The 24,636-nt window shown below is 52.6% G+C and carries 28 protein-coding genes; 10 read left to right on the forward strand and 18 right to left on the reverse strand.

Annotation, left to right across the window (positions count from 1 at the left end; translation table 11 throughout):
* Positions 1-50 precede the first annotated feature (50 nt).
* The gene (locus tag HVZ39_RS22180; RefSeq protein WP_003830418.1) at positions 51-1,391 is read left to right on the forward strand and encodes a hemolysin family protein; all 1,341 of its coding nucleotides are present in this window, start codon (positions 51-53) and stop codon (positions 1,389-1,391) included.
* Between the two features lie 67 nt (positions 1,392-1,458).
* On the opposite strand, the gene HVZ39_RS22185 is transcribed toward HVZ39_RS22180, so the two are convergent.
* Positions 1,459-1,665: a DUF1107 domain-containing protein gene (locus tag HVZ39_RS22185; protein ID WP_003025710.1), complete on the reverse strand. Its 207-nt coding sequence runs from the start codon at positions 1,663-1,665 to the stop codon at positions 1,459-1,461.
* Positions 1,666-1,992: 327 nt separating this feature from the next.
* Between HVZ39_RS22185 and HVZ39_RS22190 the strand changes: the two genes are divergently transcribed.
* Entirely contained in the window at positions 1,993-2,550 is a 558-nt protein-coding gene (locus HVZ39_RS22190; protein ID WP_181632984.1) for a YtfJ family protein, read from the forward strand.
* On the opposite strand, the gene cysQ is transcribed toward HVZ39_RS22190, so the two are convergent.
* Entirely contained in the window at positions 2,540-3,280 is a 741-nt protein-coding gene (cysQ, locus tag HVZ39_RS22195; protein WP_016151445.1) for a 3'(2'),5'-bisphosphate nucleotidase CysQ, read from the reverse strand. The genes HVZ39_RS22190 and cysQ overlap by 11 nt on opposite strands.
* A 187-nt stretch (positions 3,281-3,467) precedes the next feature.
* On the opposite strand from cysQ, the gene cpdB reads away from it, so the two are divergent.
* Positions 3,468-5,411 carry a 2',3'-cyclic-nucleotide 2'-phosphodiesterase gene (cpdB, locus tag HVZ39_RS22200; RefSeq protein WP_181632985.1) on the forward strand — a complete coding sequence of 648 codons (1,944 nt, stop codon included), beginning with the start codon at positions 3,468-3,470 and terminating at the stop codon, positions 5,409-5,411.
* A gap of 48 nt (positions 5,412-5,459) precedes the next feature.
* Here the strand turns inward: cpdB and HVZ39_RS22205 are convergent, their stop codons facing one another.
* Positions 5,460-5,864, reverse strand: a complete 405-nt coding sequence (locus tag HVZ39_RS22205) for a helix-turn-helix domain-containing protein (RefSeq protein WP_016151443.1) — start codon at positions 5,862-5,864, stop codon at positions 5,460-5,462.
* Between the two features lie 85 nt (positions 5,865-5,949).
* Here HVZ39_RS22205 and HVZ39_RS22210 point away from each other — a divergent pair, with 85 nt between their 5' ends.
* From HVZ39_RS22210 to HVZ39_RS22220, 3 genes are all read left to right on the forward strand, one after another.
* On the forward strand, positions 5,950-6,798 hold the full coding sequence (locus HVZ39_RS22210; protein WP_181632986.1) for an SDR family oxidoreductase: 849 nt from the start codon (positions 5,950-5,952) through the stop codon (positions 6,796-6,798).
* Between the two features lie 81 nt (positions 6,799-6,879).
* A complete protein-coding gene (locus tag HVZ39_RS22215; RefSeq protein WP_181632987.1) occupies positions 6,880-7,704 on the forward strand; it encodes an AraC family transcriptional regulator in 825 nt (274 codons plus the stop codon).
* 76 nt (positions 7,705-7,780) lie between these two features.
* A complete protein-coding gene (locus HVZ39_RS22220) occupies positions 7,781-8,746 on the forward strand; it encodes a DMT family transporter (RefSeq protein WP_016151440.1) in 966 nt (321 codons plus the stop codon).
* A 63-nt stretch (positions 8,747-8,809) separates the two neighbouring features.
* Here HVZ39_RS22220 and HVZ39_RS22225 read toward each other — a convergent pair whose 3' ends face one another.
* On the reverse strand, positions 8,810-10,363 hold the full coding sequence (locus HVZ39_RS22225; protein ID WP_046275835.1) for a methyl-accepting chemotaxis protein: 1,554 nt from the start codon (positions 10,361-10,363) through the stop codon (positions 8,810-8,812).
* 244 nt (positions 10,364-10,607) lie between these two features.
* On the opposite strand from HVZ39_RS22225, the gene ytfE reads away from it, so the two are divergent.
* The gene (gene ytfE, locus HVZ39_RS22230; RefSeq protein WP_181632988.1) at positions 10,608-11,270 is read left to right on the forward strand and encodes an iron-sulfur cluster repair protein YtfE; all 663 of its coding nucleotides are present in this window, start codon (positions 10,608-10,610) and stop codon (positions 11,268-11,270) included.
* An 80-nt stretch (positions 11,271-11,350) separates the two neighbouring features.
* Here ytfE and cycA read toward each other — a convergent pair whose 3' ends face one another.
* Positions 11,351-12,760 carry a D-serine/D-alanine/glycine transporter gene (cycA, locus tag HVZ39_RS22235; protein WP_016151437.1) on the reverse strand — a complete coding sequence of 470 codons (1,410 nt, stop codon included), beginning with the start codon at positions 12,758-12,760 and terminating at the stop codon, positions 11,351-11,353.
* A 309-nt stretch (positions 12,761-13,069) separates the two neighbouring features.
* On the reverse strand, positions 13,070-13,690 hold the full coding sequence (fklB, locus tag HVZ39_RS22240; protein WP_029139741.1) for an FKBP-type peptidyl-prolyl cis-trans isomerase: 621 nt from the start codon (positions 13,688-13,690) through the stop codon (positions 13,070-13,072).
* Between the two features lie 219 nt (positions 13,691-13,909).
* Between fklB and HVZ39_RS22245 the strand changes: the two genes are divergently transcribed.
* Positions 13,910-14,560 (forward strand): OapA family protein, encoded by a 651-nt coding sequence (locus tag HVZ39_RS22245; protein ID WP_019078213.1) that lies wholly within the window; start codon positions 13,910-13,912, stop codon positions 14,558-14,560.
* A 54-nt stretch (positions 14,561-14,614) separates the two neighbouring features.
* Here the strand turns inward: HVZ39_RS22245 and HVZ39_RS22250 are convergent, their stop codons facing one another.
* The 6 genes from HVZ39_RS22250 to HVZ39_RS22275 form a co-directional block, all read right to left on the reverse strand.
* Entirely contained in the window at positions 14,615-15,538 is a 924-nt protein-coding gene (locus tag HVZ39_RS22250) for a DMT family transporter (RefSeq protein WP_016151434.1), read from the reverse strand.
* 143 nt (positions 15,539-15,681) lie between these two features.
* Positions 15,682-16,131: a 50S ribosomal protein L9 gene (gene rplI, locus HVZ39_RS22255; protein ID WP_003025676.1), complete on the reverse strand. Its 450-nt coding sequence runs from the start codon at positions 16,129-16,131 to the stop codon at positions 15,682-15,684.
* Between the two features lie 41 nt (positions 16,132-16,172).
* The gene (rpsR, locus tag HVZ39_RS22260) at positions 16,173-16,400 is read right to left on the reverse strand and encodes a 30S ribosomal protein S18 (protein ID WP_000135199.1); all 228 of its coding nucleotides are present in this window, start codon (positions 16,398-16,400) and stop codon (positions 16,173-16,175) included.
* A gap of 4 nt (positions 16,401-16,404) precedes the next feature.
* Complete coding sequence (gene priB, locus HVZ39_RS22265; RefSeq protein ID WP_003025674.1) at positions 16,405-16,719, reverse strand: primosomal replication protein N; 315 nt, start codon at positions 16,717-16,719, stop codon at positions 16,405-16,407.
* A 6-nt stretch (positions 16,720-16,725) separates the two neighbouring features.
* A complete protein-coding gene (gene rpsF, locus HVZ39_RS22270) occupies positions 16,726-17,121 on the reverse strand; it encodes a 30S ribosomal protein S6 (protein ID WP_016151433.1) in 396 nt (131 codons plus the stop codon).
* A gap of 159 nt (positions 17,122-17,280) precedes the next feature.
* Positions 17,281-18,045, reverse strand: coding sequence for a TSUP family transporter (locus HVZ39_RS22275; protein ID WP_016151432.1), 765 nt, complete (start codon positions 18,043-18,045; stop codon positions 17,281-17,283).
* 297 nt (positions 18,046-18,342) lie between these two features.
* Here HVZ39_RS22275 and yjfY point away from each other — a divergent pair, with 297 nt between their 5' ends.
* Positions 18,343-18,618: a DUF1471 family protein YjfY gene (gene yjfY / locus HVZ39_RS22280; protein WP_016155520.1), complete on the forward strand. Its 276-nt coding sequence runs from the start codon at positions 18,343-18,345 to the stop codon at positions 18,616-18,618.
* Between the two features lie 130 nt (positions 18,619-18,748).
* Here the strand turns inward: yjfY and HVZ39_RS22285 are convergent, their stop codons facing one another.
* Genes HVZ39_RS22285 through ulaA form a run of 6 tightly spaced genes read right to left on the reverse strand, consistent with a single transcriptional unit; the run spans position 18,749 to position 23,159 of the window.
* Entirely contained in the window at positions 18,749-19,435 is a 687-nt protein-coding gene (locus HVZ39_RS22285; protein WP_181632989.1) for an L-ribulose-5-phosphate 4-epimerase, read from the reverse strand.
* Positions 19,435-20,289, reverse strand: coding sequence for an L-ribulose-5-phosphate 3-epimerase (locus tag HVZ39_RS22290; protein ID WP_181632990.1), 855 nt, complete (start codon positions 20,287-20,289; stop codon positions 19,435-19,437). Before HVZ39_RS22290 ends, HVZ39_RS22285 begins: the two co-directional genes overlap by 1 nt.
* Before the next feature lie 9 nt (positions 20,290-20,298).
* The gene (locus HVZ39_RS22295; RefSeq protein WP_181626572.1) at positions 20,299-20,949 is read right to left on the reverse strand and encodes a 3-keto-L-gulonate-6-phosphate decarboxylase UlaD; all 651 of its coding nucleotides are present in this window, start codon (positions 20,947-20,949) and stop codon (positions 20,299-20,301) included.
* 12 nt (positions 20,950-20,961) lie between these two features.
* Positions 20,962-21,429: a PTS ascorbate transporter subunit IIA gene (gene ulaC / locus HVZ39_RS22300; protein WP_181632991.1), complete on the reverse strand. Its 468-nt coding sequence runs from the start codon at positions 21,427-21,429 to the stop codon at positions 20,962-20,964.
* Positions 21,430-21,440: 11 nt separating this feature from the next.
* Complete coding sequence (ulaB, locus tag HVZ39_RS22305; protein ID WP_016151426.1) at positions 21,441-21,746, reverse strand: PTS ascorbate transporter subunit IIB; 306 nt, start codon at positions 21,744-21,746, stop codon at positions 21,441-21,443.
* 15 nt (positions 21,747-21,761) lie between these two features.
* The gene (gene ulaA, locus HVZ39_RS22310) at positions 21,762-23,159 is read right to left on the reverse strand and encodes a PTS ascorbate transporter subunit IIC (RefSeq protein WP_047358895.1); all 1,398 of its coding nucleotides are present in this window, start codon (positions 23,157-23,159) and stop codon (positions 21,762-21,764) included.
* Between the two features lie 367 nt (positions 23,160-23,526).
* On the opposite strand from ulaA, the gene ulaG reads away from it, so the two are divergent.
* Positions 23,527-24,591 carry an L-ascorbate 6-phosphate lactonase gene (gene ulaG / locus HVZ39_RS22315; protein ID WP_181632992.1) on the forward strand — a complete coding sequence of 355 codons (1,065 nt, stop codon included), beginning with the start codon at positions 23,527-23,529 and terminating at the stop codon, positions 24,589-24,591.
* Positions 24,592-24,636 lie beyond the last annotated feature (45 nt).

A 24,636-nucleotide genomic window follows, 5' to 3' on the forward strand; every position in this document is an offset into this window, starting at 1 on the left:
TTTATCAATTTATCCCTTCCGAGGATCTGGCCTTAACGGTCGGATAAGATATGTTAAACAGTATTTTAGTCATTCTCTGCCTGATCGCCGTGAGTGCGTTTTTCTCGATATCCGAGATCTCGCTTGCTGCATCACGCAAAATAAAACTTAAACTGCTTGCCGATGAAGGCAACGTAAACGCACAACGTGTTTTGAAGATGCAGGAAAACCCCGGCATGTTTTTTACCGTCGTGCAAATTGGCCTTAACGCGGTCGCTATTCTCGGTGGTATTGTCGGTGATGCGGCATTCTCCCCGGCGTTTTACAGCCTTTTCTCGAAGTACTTCACTCCAGAGCTGTCCGAACAGTTAAGCTTTATTCTGTCGTTCTCGCTGGTTACTGGCCTGTTCATCCTGTTCGCGGATTTAACTCCGAAACGCATCGGTATGATTGCGCCAGAAGCTGTGGCTTTGCGTATCATCAACCCGATGCGCTTCTGCCTGCTCGTCTTCCGCCCGCTGGTGTGGTTCTTTAACGGTCTGGCAAATAACATCTTCCGTCTGTTTAAGATCCCGATGGTGCGTAAAGACGACATCACCTCGGACGATATTTACGCCGTGGTCGAAGCGGGTGCGTTAGCAGGGGTTCTGCGTAAGCAGGAACATGAGCTGATAGAAAATGTGTTCGAACTGGAATCCCGTACCGTACCGTCTTCCATGACCTCGCGCGAGAATATTATCTGGTTCGATCTCCACGAAGATGAGCAAAGCCTGAAGAACAAGGTGGCGGAACACCCACACTCCAAATTCCTGGTGTGTAACGAAGATATCGACCACATCATTGGCTATGTCGATTCAAAGGATCTCCTCAACCGCGTACTGGCGAACCAAAGCATGGCGTTGAACAGTGGCGTACAGATCCGCAATACGCTGATTGTGCCGGATACGCTGACGCTCTCTGAAGCGCTGGAAAGCTTCAAAACCGCAGGCGAAGACTTTGCCGTCATCATGAACGAGTACGCGCTGGTGGTGGGGATTATCACGCTCAACGACGTTATGACTACGCTGATGGGCGATTTAGTCGGTCAGGGTCTGGAAGAGCAGATCGTGGCGCGCGATGAAAACTCATGGTTAGTCGATGGCGGTACGCCGATTGATGACGTTATGCGCGTCCTGGATATCGATGAGTTCCCGCAGTCCGGCAACTATGAAACCATCGGCGGCTTTATGATGTTCATGCTGCGTAAAATCCCGAAACGCACCGACTCGGTGAAGTATTCAGGCTACAAATTTGAAGTGGTGGATATCGATAACTACAAGATCGATCAGCTGCTGGTGACGCGTCTGGACAGTAAACCTACCGTACTGGTACCGAAACTGCCGGATGCAAAAGAAGAGGCAAAGGCGTCTTAACGTCCTGCAGAAACATCAACGGCTCCCATCCAGGAGCCGTTTTTTTAACTACCGCATAGCACTTTGATCAAGCCATCTCAGTTTGCAGACGCAAGACCTGACGGTTAACTTCGGACATCACGGAAAAATGCAGTTTGTCCTTCACTTTTGGGATAAGAATCTTACCCTTATCAAATTCAAAAGCGCCTACATCCTTGATATATAACCGTCCACGAAACAGGATCTTCACGTACTTCGCCACCTGCAGCGGGTTGTATCGTTGGAAAATTTTCATTGTTGTCTCCTGCTGAGCATTACGCCTTTGCGGTACCACAATCGGTCCGACAATCCTCAGGCGCAAATTTTAATGCCCTATGACTATAGACTATCTCGCTCATGTTTCCAGCGTGTATAAGTTTATTTACCTTCAGGTTACAAATATTCAGAATTATCTTTTCAACGCTTCGCTGTCTTCAGTATAAGCCTTCATTTTTCGCAGGATTTGTGCGCCCGTCCGCAAACTGGCATCGCGCTTGCGGGAAAAAGCATCAATCGCACATATGATTAAATTCCAGGCCCAAGTGGTCGGATCACCTGCAAAATAAAGAAAGAAGGAAAACCTATGACCTTACAAAAACTGCTGGCGCTGTCGTGCCTGCTGCTGCCGATGATTGCCTCCGCGCATTCGTTTGAGACTAACCAGCGCGTACCGCCGGTGGGGATCGCCGATCGTGGCGAACTGATTCTCGATAACGATAAGTTTAGCTACAAAAGCTGGAATAGCGCGCAGCTGCCAGGGAAAGTGCGAATTGTGCAACACATTGCCGGACGCACCTCCGCCAAAGAGAAAAATGCTACGCTGATCGAGGCAATCAAAGCGGCCAACCTGCCGCACGACAAATACCAGACCACCACGATCGTCAACACCGATGACGCCATTCCTGGCTCAGGTATGTTTGTGCGCAGCAGTCTGGAGAGCAATAAGAAGCTCTACCCGTGGTCACAATTTATTGTCGACAGCAATGGCATTGCGCGTAAAGCCTGGCAACTGGATGAAGAGAGCTCCGCTATCGCCGTACTTGATAAGGACGGACGCGTTCAGTGGGCAAAAGATGGTGCGTTGACGCAGGAAGAGGTGCAGCAGGTTATTGCCCTGCTGCACAAATTACTCAGTAAATAGCAACGCGGAAGCCGGGGTTGAGGAATGATTCACGTGGGGTGTAATCCAGAGATTTCCCCTGCCAGTCGTGAACGTGCGCCCCGGCTGCGGCAGCAACGGCGTGGCCAGCGGCAGTGTCCCATACGTTAGTTGGCCCAAAACGTGGGTACAGCTGTGCCTGCCCTTCCGCCACCAGGCAGAACTTCAGCGATGAGCCAATCGACGTGGTCTGGTGCTCACCCAACTGTTGCAGATACTCTTTTAACTCATTGTCAGCATGCGAGCGGCTAATCACCACCAACGGCGGACGCGCGTCACGAACATGGATTTGTTTGCGCACGCCGCACTCTTCTTTCCACGCTTTACCTTCTGCCGCGCTGTACATCACTTTCATCACCGGCGCGTAAACCACGCCCAGTACCGGCTTTCCTTGCTCGATAAGCGCAATATTGACGGTGAATTCACCGTTACGCTTAATGAACTCTTTGGTACCGTCCAGCGGGTCTACCAGCCAGTAGCGCTGCCAGTGCTGGCGAACATCCCAGCCAGGCGGCGCTTCTTCAGACAGGACCGGAATATCCGGCGTCAGCGCCAGTAATCCTTCGAGGATCACCGTATGCGCGGCGATATCCGCCGCCGTGACCGGAGAATCGTCCTGCTTGCTGGTAATCTCCATCGGTTTGATTCCATCGTAGACCTGCATAATGGCATCGCCCGCATTCCGTGCAAGCTGGCATACATGTTCTAACATTCTCCACCTCGTTTCTGTCGTGGTGTTAACTCGTTGTTTTACTTATACCCGATCGCCAAAGGATCCGCCAACTGTGATAGCGTCTGCGGTTTTAAACGCTATATTCATGTCATGATTCACAGTTCTGTAAGCAAGAAGATTTATATACATTTTCTTTTGTGGCTTAGATCTTAAAAGGATGCCCCTGATGATTAAGTTTAGTGCAACGTTTCTGGCCACGCTGATTGCAGCCAGCGTCAATGCCGCGACCGTCGATCTGCGTATAATGGAAACCACTGATTTACATAGCAATATGATGGATTTCGATTATTACAAAGATACGCCGACTGAAAAATTTGGCCTGGTTCGTACGGCAAGCCTGATCAACACAGCACGTGGTGAAGTCAAAAACAGCGTGCTGGTTGATAACGGTGATCTGATTCAGGGCAGCCCGCTCGGGGATTATATGGCGGCCAAGGGGCTGCAAGCGGGCGAAACGCATCCGGTATATAAGGCACTGAATACGCTGGATTACGCAGTGGGTAACCTTGGCAACCATGAATTTAACTACGGTCTTGAGTATCTGCACAACGCGCTAGCCGGGGCGAAGTTCCCTTACGTTAACGCCAATATCATCGACGTTAAGACCAAAAAGCCGCTGTTTAATCCTTATCTGATCAAAGAGACTGAGGTTGTCGATCAGGAAGGAAACAAGCAGACGCTGAAAATTGGCTATATCGGTTTTGTGCCGCCGCAGATCATGACCTGGGATAAAGCCAACCTCAGCGGCAAAGTGACGGTGAATGACATTACGGAAACCGCACGTAAATACGTGCCGGAAATGCGAGCCAAAGGTGCCGATGTCGTGGTGGTGGTTGCTCACTCCGGGCTTTCTGCCGACCCATACCAGGCGATGGCGGAAAACTCCGTTTACTACCTCAGTGAAGTTCCGGGCGTGGATGCCATTATGTTTGGTCACGCTCACGCCGTTTTCCCGGGGAAAGACTTTGCCAACATCAAAGGCGCAGATATCACAACAGGTACGCTCAATGGCGTTCCTGCGGTGATGCCGGGCATGTGGGGCGATCACCTGGGCGTGGTGGATTTAGTGCTGAATAACGACAGCGGTAAATGGCAGGTTACGCAGGGGAAAGCGCAGGCGCGCCCGATTTATGACGCCGCGGCCAAAAAATCACTGGCTGGCGAAGACCAAAAAATCGTTGAGATCCTAAAAGCCGATCACGATGCCACGCGTGAATTTGTCAGCAAGCCAATCGGTAAATCTGCCGACAACATGTACAGCTATCTGGCGCTGGTTCAGGACGACCCGACCGTGCAGGTGGTGAATAATGCGCAGAAAGCCTATGTGGAACATTTTATCCAGGGCGATCCGGACCTGGCGAAACTACCGGTACTTTCCGCCGCTGCACCGTTTAAAGTCGGTGGACGCAAGAACGATCCGGCCAGCTTTGTCGAAGTCGAAAAAGGTCAGCTTACCTTCCGTAACGCCGCTGATTTGTATCTCTATCCCAATACCCTGGTCGTGGTGAAAGCCAGCGGTAAAGAGGTGAAAGAGTGGCTGGAATGTTCCGCCGGGCAGTTTAATCAGATTGATATCCACAGCAGCAAACCACAGTCGTTAATTAACTGGGATGGCTTCCGTACCTATAACTTCGACGTGATTGACGGCGTGAATTATCAGATTGATGTTTCACAACCTGCTCGCTATGACGGTGAATGCCAGACGATTAACCCGCAAGCGGAGCGTATTAAAAATCTGACCTTTAACGGCAAACCGATCGATCCGAACGCAACCTTCCTCGTCGCGACCAACAACTACCGCGCCTACGGCGGTAAGTTTGCCGGGACCGGCGACAGCCACATCGCGTTTGCATCACCAGATGAAAACCGCTCGGTGCTGGCAGCATGGATAGGTTCCCAGACAAAGAGCGCAGGCGAAATTCATCCGGCGGCAGATAACAACTGGCGTCTGGCGCCGATTCACAGCGAGACACAACTGGATATTCGCTTTGAAACATCACCGTCTGATAAAGCCGCTGCGTTTATCAAAGAGAAAGGCCAGTATCCACTGAAGAAAGTCGCTACCGATGACATCGGCTTCGCCATTTATCAGTTGGATTTGAGTAAGTAAGACCACGCCGGGTGGCACTGCGCCATCCGGCAAGCCCGACCGGGTCGTTTACGCTGATGCCGGGACGTCTTCGTTCTTAACGGTATGATTTGCCAAAACCTGCGGCAAATTCACCTCTATCCAGTCCGCCAGCGCTGCGACTTTTTCGCTCACCTGCTCACCCAACGGTGTCAGGCTATACTCCACATGCGGCGGTACCACCGGATATGACACCCGATTGATAAACCCGTCCTGTTCTAACGCCTGCAGGGATTGCGCCAGCATTTTTTCACTGACGCCGCCCATCTTACGGCGCAAATCGCTGAAGCGGTGCGTACCGTCGCGCAGCGCCACCAGAATCAATACACCCCAGCGGCTGGTGACGTGTTTTAACACCTCGCGGGAGGGACACTGCTCGGCAAACAAATTGCCATCACGTAATTGCTGGGAGAGCGTCAAAGCTGTCATTTTCATACTAACCTTTTTGTACGTACTTACTAAAAGTAAGTTTAGGTGTTAATGTGATTAAACACAAGACCAATACCAAAGGAGTTATCCTATGATCGCGATTACTGGTGCCACTGGCCAACTGGGCCAACACGTTATTGAAACGCTACTGAAAACCGTTCCTGCCAGCCAGATTGTGGCTATTGTGCGTAATCCTGCTAAAGCGACGGCGCTTAGCCAGCAGGGCATTACCGTTCGTCAGGCGGATTACAGCGATGAAGCTGCCTTTACCACGGCCTTACAGGGGACAGACAAGTTACTGCTAATCTCCTCCAGCGAAGTGGGACAACGTGCCCCGCAGCATCGCAACGTGATTAACGCGGCGAAAGCGGCCCACGTGAAATTTATCGCCTACACCAGCCTGCTGCACGCCGATCGCTCCCCGCTGGGGCTGGCTGATGAGCATGTCGCAACCGAGAAGATGCTGGCTGAATCCGGTATCGCGTACGCGCTGCTGCGTAACGGTTGGTACACCGAAAACTATCTCGCCAGCGCACCAGCCGCGCTGGAACACGGCGTGTTTATTGGGGCGGCGGGAGAAGGCAAAATTGCCTCGGCGACCCGTACCGACTATGCCGCTGCCGCCGCGCGCGTCATCAGTGAAGACGGTCATGCCGGTAAAATCTATGAACTGGCGGGCGACGCAGGCTGGACCCTGAGCCAGCTGGCGGCCGAACTGGCAAAACAGAGCGGTAAAAAAGTGGTGTATCAAAATCTGAGCGAAGCTGATTTTGCGGCCGCGCTGAAAAGTGTAGGTCTGCCTGCCGGACTGGCGGACATGCTGGCTGACTCAGACGTTGGTGCCTTTAAAGGTGGCCTCTTCGACGACAGCCATACGCTGAGCAAACTGATTGGTCGCCCAACAACGTCGCTGGCAGACAGCGTCAAAGGCATCGTGTAAGTGTTAAAAATTAGTTAATTGTGGTGGCATCCCCGCGCATCCTCTCTGATAATGACATGATGATGCGTGGGGAGAGAAGACGTGCAAGGTGTACCTGAGCAGTTTATTGATGAGAAAGACAGCGCCCGCTTTCGCCATCTGGCACAGGTGCCGGGCGTTGAGCTGTATCATGCGCACATCTCGCGTTACGCCTTTGAACCCCACACCCATGAAGCGTTTGGTATTGGCGCGATAGAAGCCGGAGCCGAACGTTTTCGCTATCGCGGCACGCAGTACGTGGCCCACGCCCATTCCGTCGTCACCATGAATCCCGATGAGCTACATACCGGCGAAGCGGAAACCGCCGACGGCTGGCGCTATCGGATGATCTATCTTGAGCCCGAGCTTCTGGAAGAAGTCACCGGGATCCGCCACTGGTGGTTTCATGACGTAACGCGTCACGATCCGCTACGCTCGCGCCAGATCTGCTCGCTGATCCATGGCCTGTGGAACACTGAGGATCCGCTGGCGCAAAAAGGGCTATTACTCGATCTGATCGACACGTTCCAGCCGCTGGCCCGCCATGCGCCGGTATTACCGGAGGGAGCGCATCGCTTTGAACAGGTACGCGAGTATTTGCACGATAATTATATGCACCCGGTCACGCTCGACGAACTGGCGCGGGTTGCAGCGCTGAGCCCCTGGCATTTTCAGCGCCAGTTTAAATCTCATTTCCACGTCACGCCGCACCAGATGCTGATGGCGATCCGCCTGTGGCGAGCCAAAGGTTTTCTCACTCACGGAATGCCCGCCGCGGAGGTCGCTGCCGCAACCGGCCTCACCGACCAGTCGCATCTCACCCGCGCGTTTACCCATCGCTACGGTATTACGCCGGTACGTTATCAGAAACAAGTCGTCCGGCGTTGAACAGCAATCTCATACAATACGGCTGCATTTTTCCTGCCTACACTCGACTTATTGTTAAGCGATGTGGATGTCAAAAATGATTAGCGGCGTGTTGTATGCCCTGCTGGCTGGGCTGATGTGGGGATTAATTTTTGTTGGGCCGCTGATCGTACCGGAATATCCGGCGGTATTGCAGTCGATGGGGCGCTATCTGGCGCTGGGGCTGATAGCGTTGCCGATTGCCTGGCTGGGACGTGTGCGCTTGCGTCAGTTGACGCGCAAAGACTGGGTCACTGCGCTGGCGCTAACGATGATGGGTAATCTGATTTATTACGTTTGCCTGGCAAGCGCCATCCAGCGCACTGGCGCGCCGGTTTCAACGATGATTATTGGTACATTGCCGGTTGTGATCCCGGTCTTCGCTAACCTGCTCTACAGCCAGCGCGACGGCAAATTATCATGGTGGCGTCTGTCGCCTGCGCTGGTGCTGATTGGTATCGGTCTGCTGTGCGTGAATATCTCGGAGCTGAATCAAGGCTTACCCGACTTTAGCGGCTGGCGTTATGGTTCTGGAATCGCGCTGGCGCTGATCTCGGTAGTGTGTTGGGCGTGGTATGCGCTGCGTAATGCCCGCTGGCTGCGCGAGAATCCAGATAAGCACCCGATGATGTGGGCGACGGCCCAGGCACTGGTAACGTTGCCTGTTTCTCTGCTCGGTTATATTGCAGCCTGCCTGTGGCTGAATGGGCAAACGCCGGACTTTGCCCTGCCCTTCGGCCCGCGTCCGGGCGTGTTTATCGGCCTGATGATAGCGATTGCGGTATTGTGTTCGTGGGTTGGCGCACTGTGCTGGAACGTCGCCAGCCAAAAATTGCCGACGGTGATCCTCGGCCCGCTGATTGTCTTCGAAACGCTGGCTGGCCTGGTGTACACCTTTATCCTGCGCCAGGAATTCCCGCCGCTGCTGACGGTAAGCGGCATTGCGCTGCTGATTGTTGGGGTGGTGATAGCCGTCAGAGCCAAACCACAGAAACCAAGCGTCGTCGTGGTTCCACAATCATAATGGCCCGGACGGCGCTGCGCTAATCCGACCTACAAGATATTATTTTGTAGGCCGGAGTAGACGTTAAACTTTAAACACCGCTACGGTCTGATTCAGTCGTGCTGCCTGCTCTTCGAGCGCAGCGGCGGCGGAAGCGGACTCCTCCACCAGCGAGGCGTTTTGCTGCGTCACGCGATCCATCTCGGCAACCGCCTGACCTACCTGATCGATACCCCGGCTCTGTTCATCAGAGGCCGAGGCTATCTCGCCCATGATGTCGGTCACACGGGTCACGGCGCTCACAATTTCCGCCATCGTTTCACCCGCTTCATGCACCAGCGCCGTACCAGCATTTACCCGATTCCCCGAGTCATCAATCAGCGCCTTAATCTCTTTCGCCGCCTGAGCGCTACGCTGCGCTAGTGTACGGACCTCGCCAGCGACCACGGCAAACCCGCGCCCCTGCTCGCCCGCACGCGCCGCTTCTACTGCCGCGTTCAGCGCCAGAATATTAGTCTGGAAGGCAATGCCGTCGATAACATTGGTAATTTGCGCGATTTTGCTGGAACTGGTGGCGATTTCATCCATCGTACGCACCACGCCATCAACCACGGTTCCGCCTTTCTGCGCCGTCTGTGAGGCATTTTTTGCCAGACTGGTCGCCTGACGCGCGTTATCCGCATTCTGTTTCACGGTAGCGGTGAGTTGTTCCATGCTGGCAGCAGTCTCTTCCAGAGAGGCGGCCTGCTGCTCGGTACGTGAAGAGAGATCGTTACTGCCGGCGGCAATTTCACCTGCACCGGTATAGATGGTGTCAGCCCCGTCACGCACCACGCTGACTGTGTTCGCCAGCGCCTGCTGCATGTCGCGAACGTTGACTGCCAGCAGCGCCATCTCATTGCTGCCATCTGCGTTGATGCTGTGCGTCAAATCACCCGCAGCAATGTGGCGAATATGCCCCATCACTTCGTGGAGAGGCTTGAGCAGCACTCGCTGCATCGCCAGCCAGCTGGCGATAATCACGGTGACGACAATCAGCATCACGGCAGACAGCAGCCAGATTATCTTCTGGTAATCACTCTCATTGTCCTGCACCCCGGCAGTGGCCAGCGCCGTTTGCGCGCTACGCCATTCCCGATAGACTTCCTGCATGGCCGTTTGCTTTTGCTCGGCATTCTGCTTGAACATCTCTTCCAGCTTACCTTCAGCCAGCAGCGCGTTCATTTTAGCCAGCGTCGCAGAATAGATGCCGTACTGCTCTTCCAGTCGATCGGCCAGATGTTCATCAAGCCCCGGCGTTTCCGGCAGGGCGTAGTATTTATCGTAATGCTCTTTCGATTCGGCCAACAGGCGATTTGCCGTGTTCACCAGTTCCTTCAACTGACCGCCGTTAATCTCGCTGGCCATCGTTCCCTGTAAACGCAACATGCCCCGGTTGAGCGTGACGCGAGCCTGGTTCAGGCTAATCCACGCATCGGTAAACTCGGCCACGTTCTGGCTGGAAAGCTGAGAGACGTTAAAGTTTTGCTTATCGTTATTGAGCGCGCCAATAAAGACGCCCGCGGAGATGAGCTGCATCGCGCCAAGGGCGAGTAACACGGTGATAAGTAGGGTTATCACTTTGATTCGTTTAAACATCTGTAGCCTTTTATTATGCAGGTATTGTCTGAGGTCTAACTATCGGCAGCGGCGTGCGCTTATTTAATCCTGTCGCGCGGCTTTTTTCGCCGCCCCTCTCCTTTCTAATAAGATTCAGCACCTTAACGAAACAAGAAATTTTCGTGACATTCCTCACAAAACACCCCACCCCGAAAGGGTTATATCCTTCGCCATAAGTTGCATTTAAAATGCATCTTATATTATTGAGAATGAGGTAACGGCAATGTCTTATCGCGATCAACCTTTAGGTGAACTGGCGCTCTCTATTCCTCGCGCTTCGGCCCTGTTTCGTAAATACGATATGGATTACTGCTGCGGCGGTAAGCAAACGCTGGCACGCGCTGCTGCGCGTAAAGAGCTGGATTTAGACGTTATTGAGGCACAGCTCGCGCAGTTGGCTGAACAGCCGCTGGAGAAAGACTGGCGTACCGTGGCACTGGCTGAAATCATCGATCATATCATCGTGCGTTATCACGACAGACACCGCGAACAGCTGCCGGAACTGATTCTGCAGGCCACGAAAGTTGAACGCGTTCACGCAGATAAACCGAACGTACCACGCGGTCTGGCGAAAAACCTGACCATGCTGCATGAAGAGCTGTCCAGCCACATGATGAAAGAAGAGCAGATCCTGTTCCCGATGATCAAACAGGGCATGGGTAGCCAGGCGATGGGACCAATCAGCGTGATGGAAAGCGAACATGACGATGCCGGTGAACTGGTCGAAGTGATCAAACACATCACCCATAACGTGACGCCGCCGCCAGAAGCCTGCACCACCTGGAAAGCCATGTATAACGGCATTAACGAGATGATCGACGACTTGATGGAACACATCAGTCTGGAAAATAATGTGTTGTTCCCGCGAGCTCTCACCGGGGAGTAAAGATATCGCCGGATAGCGCTAACGCGTATCCGGCCTAAGGAATTCAGGCCCGGTAAGCATCGCGCCACCGGGCACTAAAATTAACGCATACCTGCCATACGTTTCTTACCGATAAACAACCAACCCAGACCCAGCGCGATGAACCACAGCGGCGTCACGATCAGCGCCTGGCGGGTATCATCTTCCAGCGTCAGCAGTACCAGTACGAAGACGAAGAACGCCATACATACCCAGCACATCAGCTTGCCTAGCGGCATCTTGTAGATTGATTTTTCATGCAGGTGCGGACGCTGCTTGCGGTACACCAGGTACGAGCAAAGAATGATGGTCCAGACGAACATGAACAGAATCGCCGACACGGTAGTGATCATGGTGAACGCGCCAATCACGCTCGGGTTCACGTAAAGCATCACCACGCCGCCCAGCAGACAGATACAGGAGAAGGTTAAACCTTTCGCCGGAACTGCGCGTTTAGACAGTTTGGCAAACGCTTTAGGCGCTACGCCTTCCTGTGCCAGGCCGAACAGCATACGGCTGGTAGAGAACACGCCACTGTTTGCGGAAGAGGCTGCTGAAGTCAGCACCACAAAGTTGATCAGGCTCGCCGCGGCAGGCAGACCGACCAGCACAAACAGTTCAACGAATGGGCTCTTGGTTGGCACTACCGAGCTCCACGGTGTTACGGACATAATCACGATCAGCGCAAAAACGTAGAACATGATGATACGGATCGGAATCGAGTTAATGGCGCGCGGCAGAGATTTCTCCGGGTCCTTGGTTTCTGCAGCGGTCGTTCCCACCAGCTCAATACCCACAAACGCGAACACGGCTATCTGGAAGCCAGCAAAGAAGCCGCTCAGACCTTTCGGGAACCAGCCACCGTCATTCCACAGATGCGTGAACGATGCCTGAACGCCGGTTGGCGACTGGAAGTGCGTCAGCACCATCACCAGACCAACGACAATCAGGCCGATGATGGCGACGATTTTGATCATCGCAAACCAGAACTCCATCTCACCGAACATTTTTACAGTGGCAAGGTTGAGGCTCAGCAGCAGCACGATCACCGCCAGCGAGGCGACCCAGTCTGAAAGTTCGGGGAACCAGAATTGCGCATACGCCGTAATGGCGACAACGTCTGCCATCCCGGTAACAACCCAGCAGAACCAGTAAGTCCAGCCGGTAAAATACCCGGCCCATGGCCCGAGCAGATCAGAGGCGAAATCACTAAAAGATTTGTACTCCAGATTCGAGAGCAGCAATTCACCCATTGCACGCATCACGAAAAACAGCATAAAACCGATGATCATATACACAAAGATGATCGACGGTCCGGCGAGGCTGATGGTTTTACCAGAGCCCATAAACAGGCCGGTACCAATAGCACCACCAATGGCAATAAGTTGAATATGACGGTTTGTGAGATTGCGCCGTAGCGACTGTTCAGACGAAGCCTCTTCAGCGGCGTCGACTTTTACCTGATCTACCATGTTTTTTCTTCCTGTACCTGTCTGTGTTGTTCAGGCTCTACGGCCTTTAGTGTGTCTATGATACGACGTTCCTGATTATCAGGACTTATCGATATTAGGTAAGAATTGGCGGGATGAATACTAAGATTTAGATATAATGTTAATTTAATGTTTAAAGTGAGTGTCATATCACTCTGATAGCGCGAATCAGCTCACAAAAATACACGTTAACGAGGCATTTGCAAAATAAAATATCGACAACCACGTAACTATAGCTTTTCACGCTATTTTTTTGTTCCCCCCGGCCTCGGAGGGAACAGAAGTCACTGCTTACAGGATCTCAAGCAGCTCAACGTCAAACACCAGCGTGCTGAACGGAGGAATGGACGCGCCAGCGCCACGCTCGCCGTAAGCCAGTTCCTGAGGAATAGTCAGTTCCCATTTGGAACCTACCGGCATCAGAGTCAGCGCTTCAATCCAGCCAGGGATCACGCCGTTAACCGGGAATTCAGCCGGTTCGCCGCGTGCGACAGAGCTGTCAAACACGGTACCGTCGATCAGTTTACCGGTGTAGTGCACGCGAACGCGGTCAGTACGCGCAGGAATAGCACCTTCGCCCTGAGTCAGAACACGGAACTGCAAACCGGATTCAGTGCTGTTCACACCGTCTTTCTCACGGTTTTCTTCCAGATATTTGACGCCATCAGCCGCCATAGCCTGGAAACGCTCGCGACGAACTGCATCAGCGCGTTCGTGGATTTCACGCAGTGCGCGATGCACAACATCAACCGGCACTGCCGGGTGCTTACCTTCCAGCGCGTCAGCGATACCCGCTACCAGCGCTTCAGGCAACAGTCCTTCCAGTCCGGATTCACTCAGCTGTTGTCCTACCTGCAAACCAATGCCGTAGCTTGCTTGCGCTTCGATAGTGTCAAAAGTCGGGTTAGCCATCATATTTCCTTTCATCGGATGTAAAGTAGCGGGCAGCATATCAGCCATGCCGCATCCGGTAAAACTTTGTCTCGGGAACAGATGACAAATCGCGAGGAAACATAAACAATAGGAATACCCCGCGTTGACGTCACGAAAGCGGGTAATATGACGAACATCATAGCATTAGCCATCTATACTCTATGATCGAGGAACGAGACGCGGAGCAGGAGGAAAGCCATGCCCGGGCGCTTTGAATTAAAACCAACCCTGGCGAAAATCTGGCATGCACCGGACAATTTTCGCATTATGGATCCGCTACCGCCTATGCACCGACGCGGCATTATAATTGCTGCTATCGTGCTGGTGATAGGCTTCCTGCTGCCCTCCAGTGACACCAGCGATGCCCCTGTGGTTACGCGTACTGCCCAGCTGGATTTACAGTCACAGTCGCAGCCACCGACCGAAGCTCAACTGCAGGCACAGTTGGTCGCCCCGCAAAACGATCCGGGCCAGGTCGCTCCGCTTGCCCCAGAGCCAATCCAGGAAGGAGAACCAGACGCGCAGCCGCAGGCTCAGCAATCTCAGCCGCAGACGCAACCTTTCCAACAGGATAGTGGAATTGAGCAGCAGTGGCGCTCCTATCGCGTAGACTCGGGCAAAACGCTGGCGCAGGTATTCCGTGACCATAACCTCCCGCCAACCGATGTATACGCAATGGCGCAGGTTGAAGGTGCCGGAAAACCGTTGAGCAACCTGAAAGACGGCCAGATGATACAAATCAGGCAGAATGCCAACGGCGTGGTAACGGGATTAACCATTGATACCGGTAATGGTCAGCAGGTACTGTTTACTCGACAACCTAACGGCAGTTTTATTCGCGCCCGTTAACCGGCACACCTGTAGACCTGATAAACACAGCGCATCAGACATCAAGGTGAAGCGTCAGCGCTTCACCTTGTTCACCCACCAGATCCCGGAACAGACCAGCACCAGCGCCAGCGCATATTTCCATTCGAGAATGTTTTCGCCGAGGAATATCGCCGACAGAACCGCCCCCGAAACCGGGATCAGGAAGTTAAACGGCGCAATCATCCCCACGCGGTTATGCTTGAGCAGAATACTCCACAACGCAAAAGCGACCGAAGAGAGTAACGTCAGGTAGCCCAGAATCGCCACCGATGACGCGCCATGTACGGTCAGCGTGCCGCCAAAAGCGTAGCCGCCGATAACCAGCGCCAGACCGCCGACACCCAACTGATATCCTGTCATTACCGTCGGGTCTACCGTCTGAGAAATGCGTTTACCGTATAACGTGGCGGCAGAAAGAATAAAGGCCGCCATCACCACTGAACCGTCCCCTAACAGGCTGAAGTTAAAATCCAGTCCGCTGCTAAAGTTCACCACCATTACGCCGGTAAAACCCAGGATACAGCCCAGCACTTTGTTGTAGCTCAGCTTGTCGTTCTGATAGATAAAATGGGCCAGCAGCACGCTGAAGAAGGTGCCGGTCGCGTTCATGATCGACCCTTTCACCCCCGTAGTGAACGCCAGGCCAATATAGAAGAAGATGTATTGCAGCGAGGTTTGCGTCAGTCCCAACAGCGTGAGCTGACCGTACTGACGCGGGCTTAACCGGCCAATCGGTTTACGCTGCGCCACCGCCAGCAATAGCAGCAATAATCCAGCAAACAGGAAGCGATAGCCGGCAAAGACAATTTTTGAAGGAATGTCATCCGTGGCAATCTGGAAGATCTCATATCCGCTTTTGATCGCCGGATAGGCGCTCCCCCACAGCAGACAGCAGAACGCTGCGCTCAGGTAGACAACATTTTTACGCGCAAACAGAGGTTGGTGCGTTGGTTCCATTCCATCACCACTTTGAAATAATGTTTTATTTTTATGATTATCCCGAAAAGGATAAAGAATAGCCAGAGCGAAAAGCGGAGGGAACAGAAAAGCAAAACGCCGACACAAGGCCGGCGCTTTTACGCGGTAATCAGAATAAAAACTTATTCTGCAACTACGTTTACAGTCAGCTTAGCAAACACTTCGCTGTGAACCTGGAAGCTCACTTCGTGCTCACCAGTGGTACGCAGAACGCCGTTCGGCAGACGAACTTCGCTCTTAGCTACTTCAACGCCAGCTGCAGTTACAGCGTCAGCGATGTCGCGAGTACCGATGGAACCGAACAGTTTACCTTCGTCGCCAGCTTTAGACGCGATGGTTACGGTTTCCAGTGCGTTGATTTTCTCAGCACGAGCTTCAGCAGCAGACAGAACGTCAGCCAGTTTAGCTTCCAGCTCAGCGCGACGCGCTTCGAAAAATTCAACGTTTTTCTTGGTAGCAGGAACAGCTTTACCCTGTGGTACCAGGAAGTTACGAGCATAGCCCGCTTTAACGTTAACCTGATCACCCAGGCTACCCAGGTTTGCTACTTTATCAAGCAGAATAACTTGCATTACCTTATCCTCTCAAAGTCGTATTAATGGACCGTGACCGATTACTGATGACGATCAGTGTACGGCAGCAGGGACAGGTAGCGAGCGCGTTTGATAGCGCGAGCCAGCTGACGCTGGTATTTTGCACGGGTACCGGTGATACGGCTTGGGACAATCTTACCGCTTTCGGTGATGTAGTTTTTCAGCGTAGCGATATCTTTATAGTCGATCTCTTGAACGCCTTCCGCGGTGAAACGGCAGAACTTGCGACGACGGAAATAACGTGCCATATGGCTAGTCTCCAGAATCTATCAATTCAATCTGCTCGGCATGCAGAACCATTTTGCTCAGGCCGTTCTTTGCCTTGTGGCAAGAGATGAACCCCTGAACGGTCACTGCGCTACCGACCGTTATACTGTGAGTAATGGCCTGGTTTTCGTGTCCGCTAATAATAACGGGCATTTGGCACCACGCCTGCCGGTGAAACCCGGCTTCCTCCTGCACAGAACGATGCTCAAGCACGAACTGGCAATGAGGAATTCCTGATGGACTGACCTTTCGAAGGGGAGCCCTGCACACGGTGCCGGACAACGCCAGACGGTTGGTCATCAGAAATTACTCTTCAGAATCCCCAGCTTCAGCATCATCTGCGGTTTCGTTAGCGAAATCATCGCGACGTTCACGACGCTCGTCTTTCGCTTTAACCATCGGAGATGCTTCGGTAACAGCGTGTTTAGTACGCATAACCATGCTGCGGATAACGGCATCGTTGAAGCGGAAGGTAGTTTCCAGCTCATCGATCACTTCCTGCGGCGCTTCAACGTTCAGCAGAACGTAGTGAGCTTTGTGCAGTTTGTTGATCGGGTAAGCCAGCTGACGGCGGCCCCAGTCTTCCAGACGGTGGATCGTGCCTTCTGCACCAGTGATGGCAGCAGTGTAGCGTTCGATCATACCCGGAACCTGTTCGCTCTGGTCAGGATGGACCATAAAAACGATTTCGTAATGACGCATCGAATTGCTCCTTACGGATTATTCAGCCTCCTGTCTGGGTCAGCCGAGGCCCGGGGAGGCAAGGAACGTGTTAAAGGTCGGCTGAAAAATTGACGCGTCATAATACTGGCGCCTGCCACTAAACTCAAGGTAATTGTACGATTATTTATCATGTCGCCATTAATACATATCCAGCAGCATTTTGACGCTGATGCAAATGGAGACAATGACAATCATGGGTCGGATAACTTTCTTGCCGCGCGTTAGTACGACCGTCGCGCCAAGACGTGCGCCGAGGGACTGCCCGGCAAACATCACCAGCCCCAGCGACCAGATCATTTTACCGCCAAAAATGAAGAACAATATCGAGGCGATGTTGGACGCCAGGTTAATAAAATTCGAGTGAATTTGCGCCTTATCGATGCTGTATCCCCACAGCAGGATATAGCTGAGGGTATAAAAGGAGCCAGCCCCGGCACCGAGAAAGCCGTCATAAAAACCAATGCATCCCCCGCCGATCAACGAGAAGAGAAACAGGGATACCTGCTGCTTTCTTTTCGGTTCGCTGAGATTTGGCGCAAAAATAAAGTAGATAGCGACCGCGATAATCAGGATCGGGAGCAGTTTCTTCAGCAGTTCCGGTTCAATGAACTGGATAAGCGTCGTTCCCATCGCAGAACCGATAAAGGCAGATAAAAACACATACTTGTGCTCCTGCACGTTGATATGCCCCCGGCGTAAAAAATAAATCCCGGAGGTCAGCGAGCTGCCCAGCGCCTGAATTTTATTGGTTGCCAGCGCATTCGCCGGGGGTAAACCAGAAATTAACAGTGCGCCAATCGAGAGAAAACCACCGCCGCCCGACACCACATTAATAAAGCCTGCCACCAGCGCGACCATAAACATAATCACAAAGTAGCTGAAATCCATGAATGAAGTATCCATAAGTTTTTGCCTTATTATCATAAAGTTATATTAATTATCCGGCTCACTATAAACGGCGTACTCACCCGATTAAATTGACTATTTGGTAAGTGCTTATGCGCGAAAGACAGGTATTTTTCACCGCGCGGTACACACCAGCGGCCTGTTAATAAAAGAAAAGATGGTCATGCGGTAATTTTTTGAACAACTGCATCAGAAATGGTCGCTATCGACTGCGCCGGTAACGGTTAAAATTACATCAGAAGCTAATCACTCACAGGAGAGAGGCAACCAGAGACCGCAGTCGAGGAGGTACATATGCGAGCCCGTGTTTTGACCCTTCTGGCTATGCTTTTGCTTAGTGCAAATGCAACGGCAGCCATCAAAATTGACAATCATCAGGCCAGGAATATGGATGATGTGCAGAGCTTAGGCGTCATTTACATAAATCATAACTTCGCCACTGAAAGTGAAGCCACTCAGGCCCTGAATGAAGAGACCGATGCGCAAGGCGCAACCTACTACCACGTGATCCTCACCAGGGAACCCGGTAGTAACGGAAATATGCACGCCAGTGCAGATATTTACCGCTAGCACCAGAAATAACCAACGAGAACATTGCTGCAGTTTAATTTGCCCCCTTCACAGGGGGCTTTTTTTGCAAAAAAGTCCCGAAGCCAGATCGATAACATCCCCTGAATGATTGGGCTCCAGGACTTAGTCGTTACTTCTGTCCGTAATAGGCGTTTGGACCGTGCTTACGCATGAAATGCTTATTCATCAGATAACTGTCGATGGGGCTAAGCGCCGGATTAATGCCACGCGCAATCCATGCCATTTTTGCCACTTCCTCCATCACCACGGCGTTATGTACCGCATCGTGAGCATCCTTGCCCCAGGCAAACGGGCCATGCTGGTACACCACTACGCCAGGCGTATGCAAAGGTTCCACCTCCCCCAGCGTTTCGACAATCACCTTACCGGTATTTAGCTCATACTCGCCCTGAACTTCAGCTTCAGTTAACGCCCTGGTGCAGGGAATATCGCCAAAGAAGTAATCCGCATGCGTCGTGCCGAACGAGGGAATTGCCAGACCCGCCTGCGCCCATGCCGTCGCGTGCGTTGAGTGGGTGTGCACCACGCCGCCGAGAGAAGAATAGCGGCGATACAGCACCAGATGGGTGACGGTATCAGAAGAAGGACGATAGCGCCCTTCCACTACGTTGCCGGCCAGATCCACAACCACCATGTCATCTACCTGCATCGTTTGGTAGTCGACGCCGCTAGGTTTAATCACCACCAGCCCGCGCTCGCGGTCAATGGCGCTGACGTTCCCCCAGGTGAACGTCACCAGCCCGTAGCGCGGCAAATCCATATTGGCCTCAAAAACCTGCTGTTTAAGTTTTTGCATTACACCGCCTCCACCAGACCTGCGCTGGCCATTCGCGCCCTCACCCAGTCGCGCGCCTTCGCGACTTCACGTACCGGGTCGTCCGACGTTTCACTCCACATCTCAATCAGGTATGGTCCGCAGTACCCACTCTGTTTGAGCGTCGCAAAACAACGTTCGAACTCAACAACCCCTTCACCAAACGGCACATTTTTGAATACACCGGGTTTGGTATCCTTCACGTGTACGGCAACGATATGACCCATCCCAGCCTGCAGCTCCATCTGCACGTCGTTATCCCACGCCGACAAATTGCCAATATCGGGATACAGCTGGAACCACGGATTGTTGAGATAGTGGGCATAACCCAGTGCCTTGCTGATCGAATTCATCAGCGGATAATCCATGATTTCCATCGCCAGCGTCACCTGCGCGCGGCTCGCCATCTCCACGCTCTCTTTCAGCCCATCGCGAAACCGACGACGCGTTTCGTTATTGGCCTGCTGGTAATAGACGTCGTAACCCGCCAGTTGAATAACGCGAATACCGATATCCTGCGCAAACTGAATGGCTTTGCGCATGATCTCCAGCCCCTGTTCGCGCACCGCATCATCTTCACTGCCAAGCGGGAAACGACGATGAGCGCTCAGGCACATGGACGGTACGCGTATCCCTGTCTCAGCGATAGCGGCCACCAGCGCCAGTCGCTGCTCGCGGCGCCAGTCAAGACGCGCCAGGCGATCGTCGGTTTCATCAACCGATATTTCAACAAAATCAAAGCCCAGTTCCTTCGCCAGCCGCAAGCGTTCCAGCCAGCACTCCCCGCCGGGGAGCGCTTTTTCATAGATACCGAGCGGGACCTGTTTCGACAGCATAGTCGCTCCTTATCCCCACAGTTGGGCGATGGAACGTTTGAACTGACGCGCAGCGTCTACCGGAGAGGCGGCATCGCGAATGCTGCGTCCGGCAATAAAGACGTGGATAGGGATCCCCTGGAACAGCGGCAGATCCTCCAGCGCCAGGCCGCCGGTGACGGTGACCTTAAAGCCCATATCAGACAAGCGTTTGATGGCGCTGATATCTGCCTCTCCCCACGCCACACCCGCCGCCTGCGCGTCACGGCTGCGGTGATATACCACTTGCCCAATGCCCGCGTCACGCCACTCCTGCGCCTGCTCCCAGGTCCAGTAACCAGTCAGTTCAATCTGCACGTCGCCGTTAAATTCTTTCGCCACCTCCAGCGCCCCCCTGGTGGTGTTGATATCCGCACAGCAGATGACGGTAACCCAGTCAGCATTGGCTTCGAAACACATGCGCGAGAGGATTTTACCCGCGTCGGCGATTTTGGCATCCGCCAGCACAATTTTATGCGGATAAAGCGCCTTCAGATCGCGTACGGCGCGCACCCCCTCTGCCATGCAAAGAATCGTGCCCACTTCAATGATATCGACCTCTTCGGCAATCAGACGCGTCGTTTCATAGGCGGAAGACATTGATTGGTTATCCAGCGCAACCTGCAACATAGGTAATGACATTTTGGTATCCTTTTAAACAGCCGCCGCAGTGGCGTTATCAATTAAATTCAGCACTTCCTGCGCGGTACGGCAGGCACGTAAACGGTCGAAATTGGCTTCGTCGTCAAAGAGATTCACGATCTGCATGATGCCGACTTCCTGATGTGTGTTGGCGTCTACTGCCGCCATGGTGATCAGGATGTCGACCGGGTCGTTATCTTCGTGGTTAAACACCAGCGGTGTTTTCAGCGTCACCAGCGCAAAACCGGTTTTCTTGACCCCTTCCTCCGGACGGCCGTGCGGCATCGCCAGGCCGGGCGCAATCACGAAATACGGGCCGAACTGTTCGACTCCGTCGAGGATGGCCTGGTAGTAGCGTGGTTCAACCACATCAGCCTTAACCAGCAGATCCACGCTCAGCTTTACCGCTTCCTGCCAGGAGCTGGCCTCGGCCTGTAAAAGGATGGCGTTATTGTCTGCCAGCGAATCACGTAATTTCATAGGCCGCCTCCTTACTTCACGTCCTGAGGGAAATGCGCGTTGATCACTTCCAGCAGTTTTGGTCCAAAATCGGCGGGAGACAGCATGTTGCGTACGCCAACAACATATTTATTGCCTGATACGGTAATCTCACCGGCGATATGGGTAGAAGCGATGATGATATCCGCGCCGCTCAGTTCACTTTTGTATTCGCCTACTGCGCAACTGTTTACCGTATGGTCAATATTTGACTGGGTTAAAAACTGATCCACCTTCATCTTCATGATCATGGAACTCCCCTGCCCATTGCCACATACAGCCAAAATACGTACGGTCATAATCGGAACTCCTTATTAAGCAGAGTGTTCTGCCAGTTGTTTTTCTGCGTCTTCCTCAGCGCGCAAGGTGCGTCCTGCGAAAAACATATAAGCCAGTGCAATCAGAATAATGACGGCCATAAACACGATGCCGATGGAGGCAAAGCCCTGCATCATCGGCGGCGCCAGAATTGACCAGTCCGCCATGCCCATCCAGGCGCTCATCCCGGTGAGCTTCACCGCCCAGACGCAGCCGAAGATTTCGATCATCCCCATCACCAGGCAAATCTTGAGCGCCGCGCGCCAGCCGCCAAAGTGGTTAGCAAACACGCCGATAGTCGCGTTCGAGAAGAACATCGGAATAAAGCCAGGGATAATCAGAATAGAAGAGCCGCAACCCACCAGGATGCCCACCGCAATCAGTTGGCCGATGGTGCCCCACATAAAGCCCCAGACCACCGCGTTGGGCGCAAAGCTATAAATCGCCGCGCAGTCGATAGCCAGCACTGCACCCGGGATCAGACGTTGAGAGATACCGTTGAACGCTTCTGAAAGCTCAGCAACGAACATACGTACACCCTGAGTGATGATGAAAATAGCGACGGCAAACGAAAAACCGGTCTGCAGGATATAGACCGTCCAGTGGGTTTTACCCGCCATCGCCTGAACCACATCAATACCAAAAGAGAGCAGGATCGCGCCGAAGAAGAGGGTCATAACAATCGCGGTAGAAACGATGTTGTCATGGAAGATATTCAGCCAGCCCGGCAGCTTCAGATCTTCAACACTCTCCTCTTTCTTACCCAGATAAGGCGCGACTTTGTAGGCAATCCATGAAGCGAACTGCTGCTGGTGACCGATGGAGAAACCGCAGCCGTCGGTCACTTCCTGCGTCGGCTTGTACATCATATTGGAGGTAATGCCCCAGTAGAGGGACACCAGCACAGCGGTGCAGATGATGGTGGTCCACATCGGGTAACCGAAGATGAAGAGAGAGACGGCAATCAGGCCCGCCTGCTGGAACATAATGTGGCCGGTCAGCATGATGGTGCGAATGCCGGTAATACGCCGTAGCAGTACGTAACAAATATTCAGCGCCAGCGCCAACAGCACAGCATAACCCACCCAACTATAGGCATCGCCCATACGTTCGATGGTTGCCATCATGGAGGCATAGGTATCGGAAATCGCACCATTGATACCGTAAACTTCGGACATCTTCGCCACCACCGGTTTAAACGTGCTGGTCAGAATGCCCGATCCCGCTTGCAGCAACATAAAACCGATAATCGTTTTGATCGTGCCTTTGATAATAACGCTGACGCTTTTACGCAGCAGGATGTAACCAAGACAGGTCACAATACCCAACAGCAAGGGCGCGTTGGTCATAACCTGATTAAAAAAGACGGTAAAGATGTTGTAGAGGATCTCCATAACGATCTCCAGTAGACGAAGTTGCTGAACATTCATTACAGATGCCCAGGATGTTGTGCCCTCACTCTAGTTTTCAAAAGTAATCACAACAAGATTGAATTTGATTAAATGTGATGCAGTACGCAAATAATTCACACACTTGTAGAGTGGCTTTACTTCTAATTCATCATTTCCAAAATAAACTCTATTAAAACAATAAAATACAAAACAAACACTCAAGTAAACCATCCTGTCACGCTGTGATTTGCTCACATTTCCCCGCTGAACACCAAAAATCAACGCATTGCCTTCTTGAAAAAATGATGTCAATATCAATCAAAACGAATCATAAATTGACTTAATCTGAATAAATATGAAGGTAAATGCGATGAGTAAAGTAAAAAGCATCACGCGTGAATCATGGATCCTGAGCACATTCCCGGAGTGGGGAAGTTGGCTGAATGAAGAGATCGAACAGGAGCAGGTCGCCCCGGGCACATTCGCTATGTGGTGGCTTGGCTGTACCGGCATCTGGCTGAAGTCGGAAGGCGGGACGAACATCTGCGTCGATTTCTGGTGCGGGACGGGTAAACAGAGTCACGGTAACCCGCTAATGAAAACCGGCCACCAGATGCAACGCATGGCTGGGGTGAAGAAACTGCAGCCAAACCTGCGCACCACGCCGTTTGTTCTTGATCCGTTTGCAATTCGACAGATCGATGCGGTGCTGGCGACACACGATCATAACGATCACATTGACGTGAATGTCGCGGCCGCCGTCATGCAAAACTGCGCCGATGACGTGCCATTTATCGGGCCGCAAACCTGTGTGGATCTGTGGATCGGTTGGGGTGTGCCAAAAGAGCGCTGCATCGTGGTAAAACCAGGCGATGTGGTGAAAGTGAAAGATATTGAAATTCATGCGCTTGACGCGTTTGATCGTACGGCATTAATCACGCTACCTGCCGATCAAAAAGCGGCAGGTGTGCTGCCGGATGGTATGGATGCACGTGCGGTAAACTACCTGTTCAAAACACCGGGCGGTACGCTGTACCACAGCGGAGACTCGCACTACTCTAACTACTACGCAAAGCATGGCAACGAGCACCAGATCGACGTTGCGCTCGGCTCCTACGGTGAGAATCCGCGCGGGATTACGGACAAAATGACCAGCTCCGACATGCTGCGCATGGCGGAAGCGTTGAATACGAAAGTGGTGATCCCTTTCCATCATGACATCTGGTCAAACTTCCAGGCCGACCCTCAGGAGATCCGCGTACTGTGGGAGATTAAAAAAGATCGACTGAAGTATGGCTTTAAGCCGTTTATCTGGCAGGTGGGCGGTAAGTTCACCTGGCCGCTGGACAAAGACAACTTTGAATATCACTATCCGCGCGGCTTTGATGACTGCTTCACGATTGAACCGGATCTGCCGTTTAAATCCTTCTTGTGACCCCTACAAAATGCCGGGCTATTCCGGCATTTTTTCCCATTTACT

It is taken from the genome of Citrobacter sp. RHB35-C21 (assembly GCF_013816515.1).
Taxonomy (GTDB): domain Bacteria; phylum Pseudomonadota; class Gammaproteobacteria; order Enterobacterales; family Enterobacteriaceae; genus Citrobacter; species Citrobacter braakii.